The 16,607-nt window shown below is 53.3% G+C and carries 15 protein-coding genes; 14 read left to right on the forward strand and 1 reads right to left on the reverse strand.

Going from position 1 to position 16,607, the window contains the following annotated elements; genetic code table 11:
- Nucleotides 1–129 precede the first annotated feature (129 nt).
- From M2298_RS00765 to M2298_RS00810, 10 genes are all read left to right on the forward strand, one after another.
- The gene (locus M2298_RS00765; protein ID WP_122963250.1) at nucleotides 130–987 is read left to right on the forward strand and encodes a MurR/RpiR family transcriptional regulator; all 858 of its coding nucleotides are present in this window, start codon (nucleotides 130–132) and stop codon (nucleotides 985–987) included.
- A 20-nt stretch (nucleotides 988–1,007) separates the two neighbouring features.
- Complete coding sequence (locus tag M2298_RS00770) at nucleotides 1,008–2,045, forward strand: serine hydrolase domain-containing protein (protein WP_173596079.1); 1,038 nt, start codon at nucleotides 1,008–1,010, stop codon at nucleotides 2,043–2,045.
- Between the two features lie 60 nt (nucleotides 2,046–2,105).
- Nucleotides 2,106–3,404 (forward strand): ABC transporter substrate-binding protein, encoded by a 1,299-nt coding sequence (locus M2298_RS00775; RefSeq protein WP_173596080.1) that lies wholly within the window; start codon nucleotides 2,106–2,108, stop codon nucleotides 3,402–3,404.
- A gap of 84 nt (nucleotides 3,405–3,488) precedes the next feature.
- Nucleotides 3,489–4,421, forward strand: a complete 933-nt coding sequence (locus tag M2298_RS00780; protein WP_122962871.1) for a carbohydrate ABC transporter permease — start codon at nucleotides 3,489–3,491, stop codon at nucleotides 4,419–4,421.
- 44 nt (nucleotides 4,422–4,465) lie between these two features.
- Nucleotides 4,466–5,290 (forward strand): carbohydrate ABC transporter permease, encoded by an 825-nt coding sequence (locus tag M2298_RS00785; RefSeq protein ID WP_122962872.1) that lies wholly within the window; start codon nucleotides 4,466–4,468, stop codon nucleotides 5,288–5,290.
- A complete protein-coding gene (locus M2298_RS00790; protein ID WP_173596081.1) occupies nucleotides 5,277–6,251 on the forward strand; it encodes an N-acetylglucosamine kinase in 975 nt (324 codons plus the stop codon). The genes M2298_RS00785 and M2298_RS00790 overlap by 14 nt, the downstream gene beginning before the upstream one ends.
- Before the next feature lie 8 nt (nucleotides 6,252–6,259).
- Nucleotides 6,260–7,162 (forward strand): N-acetylmuramic acid 6-phosphate etherase, encoded by a 903-nt coding sequence (gene murQ, locus M2298_RS00795; protein WP_242772362.1) that lies wholly within the window; start codon nucleotides 6,260–6,262, stop codon nucleotides 7,160–7,162.
- Nucleotides 7,163–7,309: 147 nt separating this feature from the next.
- Nucleotides 7,310–8,722 carry a PAS domain-containing sensor histidine kinase gene (locus M2298_RS00800; protein ID WP_122962875.1) on the forward strand — a complete coding sequence of 471 codons (1,413 nt, stop codon included), beginning with the start codon at nucleotides 7,310–7,312 and terminating at the stop codon, nucleotides 8,720–8,722.
- Between the two features lie 33 nt (nucleotides 8,723–8,755).
- A complete protein-coding gene (locus M2298_RS00805) occupies nucleotides 8,756–9,082 on the forward strand; it encodes a DUF3870 domain-containing protein (RefSeq protein ID WP_063229137.1) in 327 nt (108 codons plus the stop codon).
- Nucleotides 9,083–9,109: 27 nt separating this feature from the next.
- Nucleotides 9,110–10,324, forward strand: coding sequence for a sensor domain-containing diguanylate cyclase (locus tag M2298_RS00810; protein ID WP_122962876.1), 1,215 nt, complete (start codon nucleotides 9,110–9,112; stop codon nucleotides 10,322–10,324).
- On the opposite strand, the gene nhaC is transcribed toward M2298_RS00810, so the two are convergent.
- Nucleotides 10,321–11,673: a Na+/H+ antiporter NhaC gene (nhaC, locus tag M2298_RS00815; protein ID WP_122963251.1), complete on the reverse strand. Its 1,353-nt coding sequence runs from the start codon at nucleotides 11,671–11,673 to the stop codon at nucleotides 10,321–10,323. The genes M2298_RS00810 and nhaC overlap by 4 nt on opposite strands.
- Before the next feature lie 356 nt (nucleotides 11,674–12,029).
- Between nhaC and M2298_RS00820 the strand changes: the two genes are divergently transcribed.
- The 4 genes from M2298_RS00820 (at nucleotide 12,030) to M2298_RS00835 (ending at nucleotide 16,604) form a co-directional block, all read left to right on the forward strand.
- Complete coding sequence (locus tag M2298_RS00820) at nucleotides 12,030–12,953, forward strand: NAD(P)/FAD-dependent oxidoreductase (protein ID WP_122962877.1); 924 nt, start codon at nucleotides 12,030–12,032, stop codon at nucleotides 12,951–12,953.
- Nucleotides 12,954–12,981: 28 nt separating this feature from the next.
- Nucleotides 12,982–13,230, forward strand: coding sequence for a glutaredoxin family protein (locus tag M2298_RS00825; RefSeq protein WP_122962878.1), 249 nt, complete (start codon nucleotides 12,982–12,984; stop codon nucleotides 13,228–13,230).
- Nucleotides 13,231–13,302: 72 nt separating this feature from the next.
- The gene (locus M2298_RS00830) at nucleotides 13,303–13,857 is read left to right on the forward strand and encodes a peroxiredoxin (RefSeq protein ID WP_173596084.1); all 555 of its coding nucleotides are present in this window, start codon (nucleotides 13,303–13,305) and stop codon (nucleotides 13,855–13,857) included.
- Nucleotides 13,858–14,369: 512 nt separating this feature from the next.
- Nucleotides 14,370–16,604 carry a hypothetical protein gene (locus M2298_RS00835; RefSeq protein ID WP_122962880.1) on the forward strand — a complete coding sequence of 745 codons (2,235 nt, stop codon included), beginning with the start codon at nucleotides 14,370–14,372 and terminating at the stop codon, nucleotides 16,602–16,604.
- The last annotated feature ends 3 nt before the right edge of the window (nucleotides 16,605–16,607 follow it).

Raw genomic sequence — 16,607 nt, forward strand, 5'->3', positions numbered from 1 at the left:
CAGCATCGGGCGGAAAAGCAGTGCTGATTTGCAGGTTTCTGTAATATTGTTTATTAGATAACAATTGACGCAGGAAATAATGCTACATAAAATGGAAGTAAGATTCGGAGGAAGAGAGCGGTGGCGCATATGTTAAACGGAGGACTTGTCAGCTTGCAGGCGATTTTGGATGAGTTGAAACCATCCGAACGCAAGGTGGCAGAGTATATAGTAGCTCACCCGGAAGACGTGGTGAAGCTGTCGGTGCAAAAACTGGCGGAGCTGAGCGGAGTGTCCGAGGCGACGATCATTCGTCTGGCTCGCTCGCTCAATATGAAAGGCTATCAGGAGTTGAAGCTGCGAATCGCGGGCGATCTGAACAAGCAGACGACTCCCACGAGCTATCAGGAAATCATGATGGAAGGCTCGGTAGAATCGATCATGCAGGCGGTCAGCTGGAACAACATCCAGTCGATCCAGGACACTCTCTCGGTTTTATCAAGCGAGGAAGTGAAGCGAGCGGTCGAAGCGCTGTCTACAGCGAGAAAAATAGATGTATACGGCGTGGGAGCTTCCGCCGTCATTGCCGATGACATCAAGCAAAAATTTTGCCGGATCAATCTGTGGTGCGAGGCGTACTCCGATTTTCACGCCCAATTGACATCGGCAGTCAATTTGACGCCAAACGATGTAGTGATCGGCATCTCCTATTCCGGGCAGACAGAAGACATCATTCAGTCGCTGACGGAAGCGAGACAGCAAGGGGCTACCGTCATTACGCTGACCAAGTTCGGCCCTTCTCCCGTAGCGGAGCTGGCCCACATTCGGCTCTTTACCAGCTCGGTCGAAAAAAGCATTCGCAGCGGAGCGATGGCATCACGCATCGCACAGTTGAATGTCATCGATATTTTGTTCATGACCATGGTCAGCAGAAAGCAGGAAGAGGTCATACCATTGCTGGAAAAAACCAGGCTGGCTGTCAGCCGTACGAAGCGTTCATCCAATTGACAGCGGAAGGAGGGGAAAGCATGAAGGCGATCGAAACATTGTTGCAAAGCTGGATCGACGAGAAATTGTTGCCGGGAGCCGCCCTGCGCATCGTAAGGGAAGGGCGGACCTGCTTTTCTCTCGATGTTGGCGCCACGAGTGTAGCTTGCGGCCAACCGATTACAAAAGACACGTTATTCGATTTGGCGTCCCTGACGAAGGTGACGGCGACATTGCCCGCCGTGTTGCTCTTGATGCAGGACGGAAAGCTTGCGGCTGACGACCGGATTGGCGCCTTTTTTGCGGATTGTCCAGCAGATAAGGCTGAGATTACGATTGGGCAATTGCTCACGCACACATCCGGTTTGCCCGCTGATCTGGAGGTGCGCACAAGGAACAGCGACATTGACCTGCCGGGGCTTTTGTATCGCCAGCCGTTGCTTCACAAGCCAGGCGAGCAGGTCGTTTACAGCGATCTCGGCATGATCTGGCTCGGTTTGCTCATTGAAAAACTGGCAGAGAAGCCGCTGGATGAGTTTGTCACGCAGCGCGTATTTGCTCCTTTGAAAATGGAACGCACCTGTTTCCGTCCAAGCGCCAGTTGTTTTCCGAATATTGCGCAAACAGAGTATTGTTCGCTCACAGACGCGTACATCTGCGGGGAAGTGCACGATGAAAAAGCATTCGCCATGGGAGGCGTCGCAGGTCATGCCGGATTGTTTTCGACGGCTGACGACTTGTGCCTGTACGCCAAAAGCTGGCTGTACGCCGACCCTCCCTTGCTGGCAAAGCAGTGGCGCGATCAGGCTGTCCGCAATCATACGGCGTACGCCAATGGCAGTCGCGGTTACGGCTGGGAGCTGAATCAGTCGGGAACGTTGCTCAGTTGCGGCCAAAATTTTCACTCTACCAGCTACGGACATACAGGCTTTACCGGAACAAGCATCTGGCTCGATCCGGTACGCGAGCTTGCTGTCATTTTCCTCACCAATGCCGTTCACCTCGGGCGCAATCATCAGCTTAGGCAACTGCGGCCTATTCTGCATGACGCTGTCACGACCGCTTTGCAAACGGTCTGACTGGATAAAGCGGGAGCAGCAGGAAGGATCGGTTCGAAGAAAAAGGGGGAGGGTTTGCGGATGAAGCAGTTCCGTCTTCACAAGGTGGCATCTGTCTGTTTGATTGCAGCCATGGCGCTTGTCGGTTGCAGCTCGCAAGGAGGGGAGAAAGCCGCGCCAGGCACTCAGCCAGGCGCAAGTGAAGGGAGCGGACAGCAAGTGACGCTGTCCATGCATAGCTGGCGCGTCGAGGACACGGAAGGCTACAAGGCGATTATCCAAGCATTCGAGGCCGAAAATCCGAATATCAAGATCGACTTCAAGCCGTTCAAAGCGACGGAGTACAACACGATTCTCAACACGGCGCTGCAAAGCGACAGCGGGCCGGACATTCTCCAGTTGCGGCCATACGCCCCGGGCATTTCGCTTGCGGAAGCAGGGTATTTGGAACCGCTGGACAACATAGCAGGCATCTCGGCTTTCCCCAAAGACGTCCTCGCAGCAGCGACAGGCAAAGACGGCAAAGTCTACGGCGTCCCACTCTCCCTGAACTCCACGCAATTTTTCTACAACAAGAAAATTTTCGAGCAAAACGGCCTGAAGGAACCGAAAAGCTGGGATGAACTGATTGCAACGGCCAAAACGTTGAAGGAAAAAGGAATCGTTCCGATTTCGTTTGGAGCAAAAGAAGGCTGGCTGCTCTCCTTGAGTCACGGCGTCATTGCGCCAGCGAGCTACAGCGGCAGCAGTTACATCGACAAGCTGCTAAAAGGCGAGAGCAATTTGCAAAGTCCCGAGTTTCTCCAATCCATTTCACGAATGCAGGAACTCATCCCTTATTTCCCGGAAAATTATGTTGGGCTTGAGTTGAATGATATGCGCACGCTGTTTGCGACAGAAAAAGCGGCGATGTTCATCAATGGCAGCTTTGAGCTGGAAGGACTGAAAAAGCTCAACCCTGACTTGCAGCTCGATTTCTTCCCGATGCCGACCAACGATCAAAAAGCAGTCATTACGACTTGGGTAGACGGCTCTTATGCGGTGAACGCCAAGTCGAAGCATAAGCCGGAAGCGTTGAAGTTCATGGAGTTTATGGCGACGAAAAAATTCGGGGAGCTGTTTGCCAACCAATTCAAGCGGATCAGTGCAGTGCCGGGCGTGTCGACTGATGATCCGTTGGTGAACAAAATGGCGGAGCTGTCCCAATCCAGCTCGACACCGTATTTGATGGTCGTTCATTTTGCCGAGGGCAAACCGACGACGAAGCAAGCGCTGGAAAATGCACTGCAAGGCATGTATTTGGGCAAGCTCACACCGGAACAGGTTGCAGAGGAAATTCAAAAGTCAGCCGCTACCTGGTTCCCTCCATTTAAAAAGTAGGCCGTGATGACAACAGGCGGGAGGCAAAGGCAGGGCAAAACTCCCGCCTGTTGATTTGTTAAGGGGGTGGAGAACATCGGTACGATGAACAGGCACACGATTCAACCGAAGGGGCGGGCTCGCTGGTTGATCCACCTGTTTCCTTTGCCCGCGCTGATCATTTACACGCTGTTTGTCCTGTACCCGATTGTGAGCGCCTTTTTGTATAGCTTGTACGATTGGGATGGGATCAAGCGCGGAGTATTTGTCGGGCTGAAAAATTTCGTCACGTTGTTTACAGTGGAGCCGTTTCATGAAATGTTCTGGAATGCTTTCGGGCACAACGTCTACTATTTTGTCATCGAGATGATCGTGCAAAACGGCATCGCCTTTGGCCTGGCTTTTCTCATCTACCGCAAAATTCGCGGCGCGGCTTTTCTCAAGATGGCGTACTTCATGCCGAGACTTCTGTCCGTTATTGTGATTGGGTTTTTATGGAAATTGATTTTGAATCCGAATTATGGCGCGTTGAATACGCTGCTGACAGAAATCGGGCTGCAACAATGGGCCAAACCGTGGTTGGGCGACCCGGATACGGCGCTGCTCGCGATCATTTTGATCAACTGCTGGTTCGGCATCGGCTTTGCCATGCTCATATTTTTGGCGGGGCTTCAGGCGATCCCGGAGGAGCTGATTGAGGCAGCCAGGCTGGATGGCGCTACGGGCTTCCGGCTGTTGTGGAAAATCATCCTGCCGTTGTGCATGCCTGCGATTACGATTATGACCATTTTCACCTTTATCCAGGCGTTTGAAGCTTTTGAGCTGGTGTATGCGATGCAAGGCTCGATGGGCGAGCCGTTTCGGTCGACGGATACGCTTGCCGTCTATTTTTACCGATTGGCGTTTTCCAGCGCGGGCGGGGCGGGAGACGTGGCGGTCGGACTCGGTTCTGCCCTGGCTGTCGTGCTGTTTTTCATCGTCGCATCCGTATCGGCCGTCTCGCTCTACTTGATGCGCAAGCGTGAAGTCCAGCATTGAGCGATCAGGCGTGTGGCAAATGGAACGTGAAGGGAGGGATGCGGGTGAAAACGAACGTGGGCAGCAAGGCGATCTCGTATGTCGCCGCGTATGTGTTTGCATTACTGTCGCTGTATCCGATCGTCCTGATGATTCTTTCTTCCTTGAAAACGAACTTGGAAATATTTTCAAGTCCTCTGTCTCTTCCCAACTCTTTCAGTCTGGATACGTATAAAAAGCTGTGGGAAGCCGTGCCTTTTGCCGACTTTTTGCTGAACAGTGTTTTCGTCAGTGGCATGTCGGTCCTGCTCATCACCGTTTTTTCCGCGATGGCGGCCTTTTACTTGTCCCGCTTTTCCTACAAATGGACGGGGGCGCTCTATTTCTTTTTCATTATCGGGCTGATGATTCCGATTAAACTGGGGATTGTGCCGTTGTTTTTGCTGATGAAAAATATCGGGCTGTTAAATTCGCTCTGGTCGCTGATTCTCATCTACACAGCAAGCGGGATTCCCATTTCCGTGTTTATTTTGACAGGGTTTTTCCGGACCTTGCCTGTGGAACTGGAGGAAGCGGCGCGAATCGATGGCTGCAATCATCTTCAAGTGTTTTGGCGGGTGCTTTTGCCGTTGATCCGGCCAGCGCTTGCGACCGTTGTGATCATTAATTTCATCCACGCCTGGAACGACTTCTTTTTCCCGCTGATTTTCATTCAGGAAGAAGCGCTAAAGACGATTCCGGTGGGCATGATGGTTTTGTTCGGAGAATACGAAACAGATTGGAGTCTGCTTTTTGCCGGATTGACATTGTCTGCTTTGCCGATGATCGTCGTATTTTTGCTGGCGTCGAAGCAGTTCATGGAGGGGTTGACCGCAGGTGCTGTCAAATGACGAAAAAAAATGGTTTATCGGGATAGATGGAGGGGGAACAAAGACAAAAGCGGCGATTTGCGATGAGCGAGGTCAGGTGCAGACGATCGCGACAGGCGATTCTTCCAATCCGTTGTCGCGTCCTTGGGCTGAGGTGGAAGCGACGCTCAAACAGCTCGTCACAACCGTATGCCAAGAGGCCCGGATCAGGGATGAAGAGGTTTCGGGCCTGTTCATCGGCCTGGGCGGTGCAGATCGCCCGTTTGTTCGGGAAAAAATCGATGCTGCGTTTGCTGAGGCGTGGCAGGAGCGGTTGTTCTTTGACAACGATGTGATCCCGGCGCTTTACTCCGGGACGTGGGGGCAGCCGGGGATCGTTCTTATCTCAGGTACAGGCTCGATCGCGTGTGCGCTGACGAGCGAAGGAGTGCGGCATCGCGTAGGTGGCTGGGGCTATTTGCTCGGGGATGAAGGCAGCGGCTTTGATCTGGGAAAAAAAGCGGCCGCGGCCGTTTTGCGCGCACATGACGGGCGCGGGGAGCCGACGGTTTTAACCGAGCTGTTTCTTGCCCATTACCATGTGTCCAGTCCGGAAGAGTTGATCGCATTCATTTACGGTGACGACAACCCGCGCATGCAGCTTGCCAGAGCCAGTGAGCTGGTGGAGCAGGCGGCAAGGCAGAAGGACCGTCTCGCGAACGGACTGATCCGGGAAGCGGCGGCTGCGTTGTGCGAACTGGCGCATGCTTGCTTGAAAAAGACGCAGGAAGCGCTCCCGGTTGTCCTCGCTGGCGGGGTGCTTGCACAAGACACGCTGGTCAGACAGCGCGTGCTCGCAGAAGCTTCATTTCCGGTTGTGATCCCTGAGGTTTCGCCTGTGATCGGGGCGTTGGTTGCAGCCATGACCCGCGCAGGCCACCGGGTGGACGAAAGCGTGGCAGAGCAGTTGCGAGAAAGCGGTACAGCCTTGGAGAAGAGGTGAGCCTCACCATGGATGAGAACTTGTATCAGCTTCAGACCGAAAAGCGCAATGCGGCAAGCGAGCGGCTGGATCAGATGAGTGCGCTGGAAATCGTCACTTTGATGAACGAAGAAGATCAAAAGGTCGCCTTGGCCGTGAAGCGTGTGCTGCCACAAATAGCTCAGTCCGTCGACATGATCGTGCGCTCCTTGTCCGGCGGAGGGCGGCTGCTTTACTTCGGGGCGGGTACGAGTGGCAGGCTGGGGATTCTGGATGCGGCAGAATGCCCTCCGACTTTTGGCACGGAGCCTTCTGTCGTGCAAGGAATCATCGCGGGCGGAGTCAAAGCGATGACAGAGGCGATCGAAGGAGCCGAGGATTCCCGCGAGCTGGGCTGTCAAGATGTGCAGGAAGCAGGAGTGAGCCAAAAAGATGTCGTGGTCGGAATAGCCGCCAGCGGGCGGACACCGTACGTATGGGGCGCGCTTCAGGAAGCAAAGACGCGGCAGGCGGGAACGATTTCGCTCTCCTGCAACTCTGACCCGGATATTGGCAAAAGCGCGGATATTGCGATCAATCTCGCAGTCGGCCCGGAAGTGGTGACAGGCTCGACAAGGCTCAAGGCGGGCAGCGCGACGAAGATGGTGCTGAACATGCTGACGACAGCCAGCATGGTGAAGCTGGGCAAAGTCTACCAAAATTTGATGGTCAACGTCCAGGCGACCAACCAGAAGCTGCGCGAGCGGGCCAAACATATTGTGATGCAGGCGACGGGTGTCTCGTACGCGGTTGCCGGCCGACTGCTTGCGGAAGCGGCGGGCGATGTGAAAGTGGCGATTGTGATGCAGAAAACAGGACTGGCAGCCAAGGCAGCACAAGAGCGTCTGGCGCGTGTCGGCCACAAGGTCAGAGAAGCAATCGAACTTATATAAAAGAAGATTTATGTGCATTTCGCAAACCCAAGGGTTGGAAACGACCCAGGGAATAGGGTAAAATTGGGTATGAATAGCATTTGAGAACGGTTAGGCTATTTCCGGAGTGGAGTAGCCGTTTTCTCGTCCCAGGAGGGGAGGGGCACAATGAAAGACTTGGTAGATAATGAATGCAGGAGCAGTCTTCTCTATCGCTCCTTCTTTGATCAAATGGTGCAAGCCGCTTTTTTGCTAGATCAATCAGGAAGCGTTTGCAAGGGAAATCCGGCTTGCGAAGCACTGACAGGCTTTTCAGCAGACGAGTGGGAAGGCGACCCGTTCTGGAAGCTGGCAGTTGCAGAAGAACAGGAAAGAGTGCGTCTGCAAACGCAGTGCGCGGTAAAAGGGGAGCCGAAGCCGTTTTGCACCTATTTTTCCCGCAAGAATGGCCCGCCTGTTCACGTACATATTACATATGGCGAGTTTTTTTCCGAAGGGACAACGATCGGATACTACGCGATGGTGCAAAAGATGTCGCAAGCCATGACAGAGGCCAGCGAGGTCAAACAGTGCAAAATACTGGACCTGTCTCTGGAAGCGGCTTTTGTCTATGAAAAGGGCGTGCTGCGCTATGTCAACCAGTCTGGCATCAGGCTCATCGGGGCACAGCGTTTCGAGGAACTGTTGCCGTATCCTTTCACATCCTTTTTTCATCCGCGAGACATGCCGTTGATTCGCGAGTTGCAAAAGCGGCTGGAGTGGGGAGAGACAGCGGCTCCGATCGAGGCGGAGCTGATCCGGCTGGACGGGGCGCGCATTGAAGTCGAGGTCTGCGGAACATCTGTCATGATTCAGGACAAGCTGTGCAAATACATACTCATTCGCGATATGACCGAGCGGAAAAGAGCGCATGAATTTTTGCAAAACTCGGAAAAACTGGCATTGGTTGGGCAATTGGCTGCCGGGATCGCTCATGAGATTCGCAATCCGCTGACTTCCTTGAAAGGCTTTGTGCAGCTGATGCAAGAAGATGGCATGAGAAAGCAGGAGTATTTTTCCATCATGAGCTCGGAGCTGGCCCGGATTGAGTTGATCGTCAGCGAACTGCTGGTGCTGGCCAAACCGCACGCTTCCGCCTTCGAGGTACGGGACTTGACCAACTTGATGAACCACGTCGTGACGCTTTTGGAAACGGAAGCGATCCTGCAAAAAGTGACGATTCGCATGGTCATGGAGTCGCCGCTGCCGATGGTGCATTGCGATGAGAACCAGTTGAAGCAGGCATTCATCAACTTTTTGAAAAACGGGATCGAAGCCACATCCGGCAGCGGAGAAATCGTCATCCGGCTGTGGTGCGAGAGGGACAAGGTCGTCATCCGTTTTGAGGACAATGGAGTAGGGATACCCGAGGAGCAGCTTGCTCGTCTGGGCGAGGCGTTTTTCACGACCAAAGAGTCAGGAACCGGACTGGGATTGATGGTCAGCCGCAGAATCATCGAAAACCATCGCGGGACATTACGGCTCATGAGCACCCAGGGCAGAGGTACGACGGTAGAGGTATGTTTGCCCATTATCAGTTAACAGGGCGCGAGCGGCGAAGGGGAGGACAAGCAAATGGCTGACTGGAAAAACAGAAATACGGTGCTGACAGCGGGGTTTGCCCAAATTCCCAAAGGGACGACACTGTACGAGGTGTCGACGATGGTCGGCTGTGTGCTCATCATCGACGCGGATGACGGTGTGATATGCGATGCCAGCTTTACTTTTGTGATGGACAAGACCAGTGAGTTTTTGGTCAGTTTGCTCGTGGGCAAGTCTGTGGCAGCAGGGATGCAGGAAATTACGCAGACGATTCAGGAGCGTTTCCTCGCCCCCGGCCAGGGAGCTGTTTTGCAGGCAATTCGTGCAGCTGTCGATCGATATCATGAGAAAAAATCGTAAGACTACCCAATAGTCGGAGGGTTGTTCATGCATGAAGACCACGCCGTAAAAGAAGCGTATGCAAAGCAGTTGTTGGAGCGTTACAGCGACTGGCTCAGCCGTGTGGAATCAGTAGATCCGCAGGAAATCGAGGCAGTCGCTGTCGAGATAGACGAAGTATTTTCCGCAGATGTCGGACAGCTGCACAAGGAGCTGCTGGGCAAAATCAGCGCCTTGCGCGACAAAGTGTCCGAAATGATGTGGATGTCGGAGCACATGAAGATTTTGCACGACTTGAGCCACATTTTTGCGAAGACGTTTGAAGAGGACAAGATTTTGTGGAAAGCGTTCGAGCTGGTTTCGCGCGTGATGCGCACAGATGCGTTTTTCATTGCGTTTTTTGACGAGGGCGACAGTGAGATCAGGATTCCGATCAGCATCGACGACGGTGTCAATTACGGGCCGCTTGTCATTCCGTACGGACAGGCGCTCATCTCCAGAGTGATCGAGACGAAGCAAACGATCCACATCCGAACGATGAAGGGAGAGCCGAGCGAGCCGGAAATGATCCGCTGGGGCAGCCCGGAGATCGACACCAACACTTGTATTTTCGTTCCCTTGATGCTGGGGAATCAAATCAAAGGCGTGATCTCGGCCCAGTCGTATCTCGAATTTGCCTATAAAAAAGAGCACGAGGAGCTTTTGAAAATGATCGGCTTCCAGGTGGCGAGCGCGATTGAGACGGCGCGTCTGTACGATCGCATGTACCAGATGTCTTTTCAGGATGAATTGACGGGGCTTGCCAACTACCGGGCGTTTCACCGCGATTTGGAGCAGTTGCTGGGAGAAGAGGATTCGGCGGTTGCCTTGATCATGCTCGATTCGGACAGCCTGAAATCGGTGAACGATCTGTACGGGCATCATGCCGGGGATGAGCTGATCCGCAGAATTGCCCAAGCGATGCGGACGGTGGCGGACAAAAAAGAGAACGCCTATCGTTATGCAGGAGACGAGTTTATGCTGCTGTGTCCACAGGCGAGCATGAAAGAGGCGGAAGAAAAGGTGAGGGCGATTCGCGACTTTTTGCGTTTGCATCCCTTGCTTCAGGACAATTGCTGTATTCCAATCGGGGTCAGTGTCGGCATCGCCCGGTTTCCGGACGACAGCAACACGGCGGACGGCTTGAAGCGGGCAGCCGATGAGGCACTGTACCGCTCCAAGCGCAGAGGCAAAAACTGCACGACCGTGTACGCGACAGGCTAGGCTTTCGGCTGTCGCAGGGCAAAAAGGAAAGTGAGCAGCGGCGAAATCCACAGGTAGATCACATACGGCAAGTAATCGATCGTCGCTACGTGCAACGTAGAGGTGAAAAAGGCTCCGCTGACGCCCCAGGGGATGAGCGGGTTAACCAATGTACCGCAGTCTTCCAATGTGCGGGAAAGACGTCGGCCCTCGATTCCTTGCTCGGCAAACGCATCGCGGAACATTTGTCCCGGCAGCAGGATCGACAAGTATTGCTCCCCTGTCAGCACATTGACGAGGATGGAGGACGATCCGGCCAGTCCGACCATGCCTGCCGCTTTTTTGATTCGTTTGATCATACCTGCGAACAAGGCGTGGAACACACCGCTGTATTGCAGGATGCCGCCGAGAGACAGGGCAATCAAAATCAAGGCGAGGGACCAGGTCATGGACAACAGCCCTCCCCGGTTTACGATAGAAGCAACGGCTTCGTTGGCGATCTCGCTGGCGAAGCCGTTTTGCATGACGTTCATCCATTCGACAGGGGAATGAACACCTTGCATCAGGGCAGCTGTGGCGATTCCGCTCAAAATCCCGAAGACGAGCGTCGGGAGGATCGGCTTGCGCAGGGCAGAGCAGACGAGCACGACGGCAGCAGGCAACAAAGTCGCTATGCCAAGCGAAAAGTTTTGTTCCAAAGACAACTGGATCGCTTGGATGGCATCGAGGCTCACATTCGCGGACTGCCCTTGAAGGACGAAGAAAATCGCAGTAATCGCCAGCGCCGGAATCGCGGTATGCGACATGAATTTGACGTGATTCATCAGCGAGACATTGGCGATAGCCGCAGCAAAGTTGGTCGTGTCCGACAGGGGAGACATCTTGTCCCCAAAACAGGCTCCGCAAATAATCGCTCCGGCGGTCATCAACGGATCAAGCCCAAGCGCAGTGGAGACACCCATCATCGCCACGCCGATCGTGCTGATCGTCGTAAACGAGCTGCCAGTGACAGTCGAGACAATCACAGTCAAAAAGAGGGCGCTGATCGTAAAATATTCCGGCGAAATCAAGGAAATGCCGAGGTGCAGGATCATCGGCACAGTTCCGCTCATCATCCAGACGCCGATCAAAATGCCGATCAGGCACAAAATCAGCATCGGCGCGATCGCGGTTTGAATGCCTTTGACCAAGCCTTCCTCCATCTGCTTCCAAGGCACGCCGAACAGGCGCAGCAGAGTGGCTGCCGCAATCGTGGCGGCAAAAAGCGGCATGTGTGGTTCTACTTTCCCCCAGAATAAGGCGGGAAACAGGATGCCGAATATGATCAAGAGCACCCAGAGACTTTGGGAAAAGGAAATAGTTTTGTTCATGATGGCAACTCCTTGCAAAGACTGGCAAGCAAAAGCGGACAAGCTGCACAGCTTTCCACTTTTGTGCTTTGTCGCTTTTTGGCTTTTTTGCTTTTGTGCGTTCAAGCGATAGGCTGACTTTATCCTGAATGCCCAGCTTCGTCAACGCGTTCAAATAAATTCAGAATAGCAAAATAATACGGAGTAGTAGCACATTTCTTGCGATCATAAGCTTGGCTGGCATATCGCTCCATGGGAAAAAGCTTATTTAAAATGATTACAAAAAGATATTGACTTTTACTTTATATCTAGTAAAATGAGAAATGTTCCTAGTTGATAATAATTATAATTTGGATGCGAGAAAGGGGGAGCCATACATGTATGATGTCATCATCATTGGTGGCGGTCCGGCTGGTACATCCGCTGCCATATACACAGCCCGGGGAAATTTGAAAACACTCGTAATCGACAAGGCACCCGGCACAGGTGCGCTTGCCCTGACACATAAAATCGCCAACTACCCTGGTGTAGAAGGCGAAATGACTGGAAAAGAACTGCTGGATAAAATGCGCAGACAGGCAGAGAGCTTCGGCGCTGAATTTATCCAGACGACGATTTCCGCTGTCGATGTCGAAGATGAGGTGAAAAGCATCTTCACGGCGCATGGCACTTTTGAAGCGAAGGCTGTCATCGTCGCTACCGGCTCCAAAGGTCGCAACCGGATGCTGCCAGGCGAAGAGGCGCTGCTCGGTCGCGGTGTCAGCACATGTGCGACATGCGACGGCGCTTTTTATGAAGGAAAGCATGTCGCTGTGATCGGCGATTCGGAGGAAGCGTTGGAAGAAGCGCATGCGCTGACCAAATTTGCAGATAAAATTACTTTCCTCGTACCGCGTGGCGACCTGCAAGGAGTCGAAGAAGTGCCTGAGCTGCCTAATACGGAAATCTTTTTCCGCTCCCGACCTTTGGAGATTGTCGGTGAAAAGGCAGTAGAGGGCTTGCGCGTCCGCACAGCGGAAGGCAACGAAGAGCTGCTTGCGGTAGACGGTGTGTTCGTCTTTTTGTCCGGCAGCAAGCCCGGGACGGATTTTCTGGACGGACAGGTTCCGCTCGACGACGAAGGCTTCATGATCCTCGACGAATACATGCAGTCTTCTGTTCCGGGCGTGTTCGGAGCAGGAGAGGTTCGCAAAACTCCGGTCAAGCAAGCTGTCGTGGCTGCGGCTGACGGAGCGATTGCGGCGATGGCTGTCGACAAGTACATCAACAAACGTTCCAAAGTGGTTCCCCAATACAAATAATCGACGACTATAAAGGAGAGATTTTCTCATGGCACAAGCAATCGTATACTCCAGCACAAACTGCAGCTTCTGCAAACAACTGAAAACATATTTGACCGAACAAAACATCGCTTTTGAAGAGCGCAACATTGACGAAAAAGAAGAATTTGCCCAAGAACTGAACCGTCTCGGCGTGATGTCCGTCCCTTTGACGGTCATCGGTGAAAAGCAAATCCTCGGCTTCAACCCGACCCGCATCAAAAAAGCGCTGGCAGCTCTGGAAGAGACTGCACAGTAATTCATCGCCGCTGTTTCGATCACTTACGCCCACTGACTATAAAAAGCGCAACAGGAAAAGGAGCGATTGATGATGACAACGCAACAAACTGTACAACTGCAAGTAGGAAAACCGGCACCAGACTTCAACATGCTCTCCACGAAAAACTTGGAGACATTGGAAGAGCGCGTGACGCTGGCTGATTACAAAGGCAAATGGCTGATCCTGTTCTTCTGGCCGTTCGACTTCACCTTCGTTTGCCCTACCGAAGTCACTTCCTTCAGCGACAACATGGAAGAATTTGAGGATCTCGATTGCGAAGTGCTCGGCGTGTCCACAGACAGCGTACACACTCACCGCGCATGGATCAAAACGCCGCGCGACCAAAACGGAATCGGTCCAGTCAACTTCCCGATAGCGAGCGACTTCAACAAAGACACAGCGCGTGCGTACGGCGTACTGGATGAAGAAACAGGCGCAGCTCACCGCGGACTGTTCATTATCGACCCGGAAGGAATCTTGCGCTATCAAGTCGTTACAGACATGAACGTAGGCCGCAGCGTCGACGAAACAACTCGCGTGCTGCAAGCTCTCCAGGCAGGCGGACTGTGCCCTGCAAACTGGAAGCCTGGCATGAAAACTTTGTAATTTCGTCTAGTCAAACAGCATAAGCGTGAAAAAAGAGGCAATCTCACCGTCCTGGTAAGGCGGAGATTGCCTCTTTTTTTGCAGTCTTCCTTACCACGAAAAACAGAAGAGTAGGGCTATTCGCCGATTCGAAACGGCTTTTACAACTTTTCTCCTGTAATTTTTATGTAAAGATCAGACGATATCGGCAAAAATCAGTCATTTCCAAATAGTAGCAACCTACTATTTTTCCTGCCTTTCCCAAATGGAAAACTTCAAGCACATATACCTAATTGTCAGAAAAATATGGGTCAGATGGACGGTCGGGTTGCAGGACTTCGCACCAAAAAAAGTAGGCCGATGGGGGCGAATATGCTTTTGCATTACATTTTCATGACAAATAGGCAAAAGAGACATTAGTGAATTTCGTCTATGGGAACCGTTTGCCCCCTATGTTTACAATGACAGTGATGTTGGGCGAGAGAGCCGGCAGCCGCTCGCGGCAGCGGCAGCTTATCGGAGGTTGACGGGAATTGGAACCAAAAAAGAATAGACGCAAGCGTTGGGCGAGTCTCATGGCCCTGATGGTGATAGGCGCAAGCGCGGTGTGGTGGTTCTGGGACGCAGACCGGGTCGAGAGCATGGAGACGACGTCTGGCATCCAAATCAAGTTTCGCACGGAAGGCGATCAGCTCCAGGTATTCCAAGCGGAAAAATGGCAGCCGTTCTTTGCAAAAGGCGTCAATCTGGGGGCGTCGCTGCCAGGACATTATCCGGGAGAGCTGCCCATTCAAAAAGAAGACTACTTGCGCTGGTTCGCGATGATCGACGAGATGGGCGCGAATGTCATCCGCGTATACACGATTCACCCGCCTGCTTTTTATGAGGCGCTCGTTGAGTTCAATCGCAGCAAGGCAGGATCACCGCTCTATTTGATGCAGGGCATCTGGAGCCCGGAGGAGTTGTTGATCGAGAAAAAAGACGCGTATTTGCCAGAGATTCGCGAGCAGTTTCGCCAAGAGATCAAGGACGCGGTCGGGGCTGTTTACGGCGAGGTCACTCTGCCGGAGAAGTCAGGCAAGGCGAGCGGCAAATATGCGGCGAATGCAGGCAAATACTTGATTGGCTGGCACACCGGAACGGAGTGGGACCCGGTCATGGTGCAAAACACAAACCGTTTGCACCAGAAGCTGCCGCCGTATCAGGGGAAGCATTTTAACGCCACGGCGGATGCTACCGCTTTTGAGACCTGGATCGCCGAAATGGTCGATACGGTCGCAACAGAAGAAAGCAAGTACGGCTGGCAGCACCCGATGACGTTTACCAACTGGGTGACGACCGATCCGCTGTCGCATCCGGGAGAACCGTTGCATCACGAAGATTTGGTCAGTGTGGACCCTATGCATATTCAGCCAGTGAAATGGGAGGCGGGCTACTTCGCGTCCTACCACGTCTATCCGTACTATCCGGATTTGTTCCGTTACGATCCGGCCCTGCAACAAGTGAAAAACGACGCAGGGCAAATCGACACGTACAAGGCGTATTTGCGGCAATTGAAGGCGCATCACAAAAACATGCCAGTCATGGTTACGGAGTTCGGTGTCCCGGCGTCAGTCGGAATCGCTCACCTGGGCAATCTCGGACGCAATCAGGGCGGGCACTCCGAGCGGCAGCAAGGCGAGATCGACGCGGCGCTCATGCGCGAAATTCATCAGGAAGGATACGCCGGCGGCATCCTGTTCGTCTGGCAGGATGAATGGTTCAAGAAAACGTGGAACACGATGCGCTTCGAACTGCCGGAAGATCGCCGTTCCTTTTGGCTCAACGTCCTGACCAACGAGTCGTTGTTCGGCGTCCTGGGGATGTATCCGAACAAAGAAGGCGTGCTCGTCATGGATGGCGATCGTTCCGACTGGGATCAGCTCAAACCGGAGGAGAAGCAGAAGCTCGACATCCGTGTTCCCGGTATCGACGAAATCTGGATGACGCACGACGAAGGCTATGTGTATATGCTGGCGAAGCTTGCGCACCCTTTTGACCCGGAAAAAGCAAAGCTGTATTTCGGTGTCGATACGATTCAGGGAGGCAACAAGCACACGGCACAACTGCCCGGACTTACGCTGGACGAAGGATGGGAGACGCTGATCGAGCTGGGCAAAGCCGAGGAGAGCCAGATTCAGATTGCGGCAAACTACGACTTCCACACGCGGCTTTACGGGAAACGGTACGGGATGCTTGAAGTGAAGGAAGAGGAACTGCGCGACGATTCCGGTGTATTCAAGCCGTGGAAACTCGCCGTGGGACTGGAGATGGAGCCGCCCGACAGCAAGACGTACCATCCGCTGGAAGAAGTGCTGGTCGGGAAGCTTTTGCGGGGAACGACCGATGCCCAGGACCCGCAGTACGACTCGCGGACGGCCTGGCAGGCAAAAGGCGATGTGGTAGAGCTGAGAGTGCCGTGGATGCTGCTTGGATTCACCGATCCGAGTTCGCTTGCGGTCATGAGCTACAAGGATGCTGGCAAAAGCTTTTCATCAGAGACGAGCAAAGGAATCAGGCTTTTGCCCATTCTCGTCGAGCGCTCGACGCAAAGCATTGTCGGGAAAAACGAGCTGCCTTCCCCTTATCCGGTGTCGCAGCTTCCGATCTACTCCTGGCCAGCCTGGGAGCAGGTCGGTTACCACGAGCGGAAAAAGCAAAGCTATTCGATCATCCAAAAAGCATGGAAACAGATACAGGCTCCCGTGACAGACAAAGCTCAACCTTAAATG

Source organism: Brevibacillus sp. 1238, assembly GCF_029892995.1.
In the GTDB taxonomy this organism is placed as follows: Bacteria; Bacillota; Bacilli; order Brevibacillales; family Brevibacillaceae; genus Brevibacillus; species Brevibacillus parabrevis.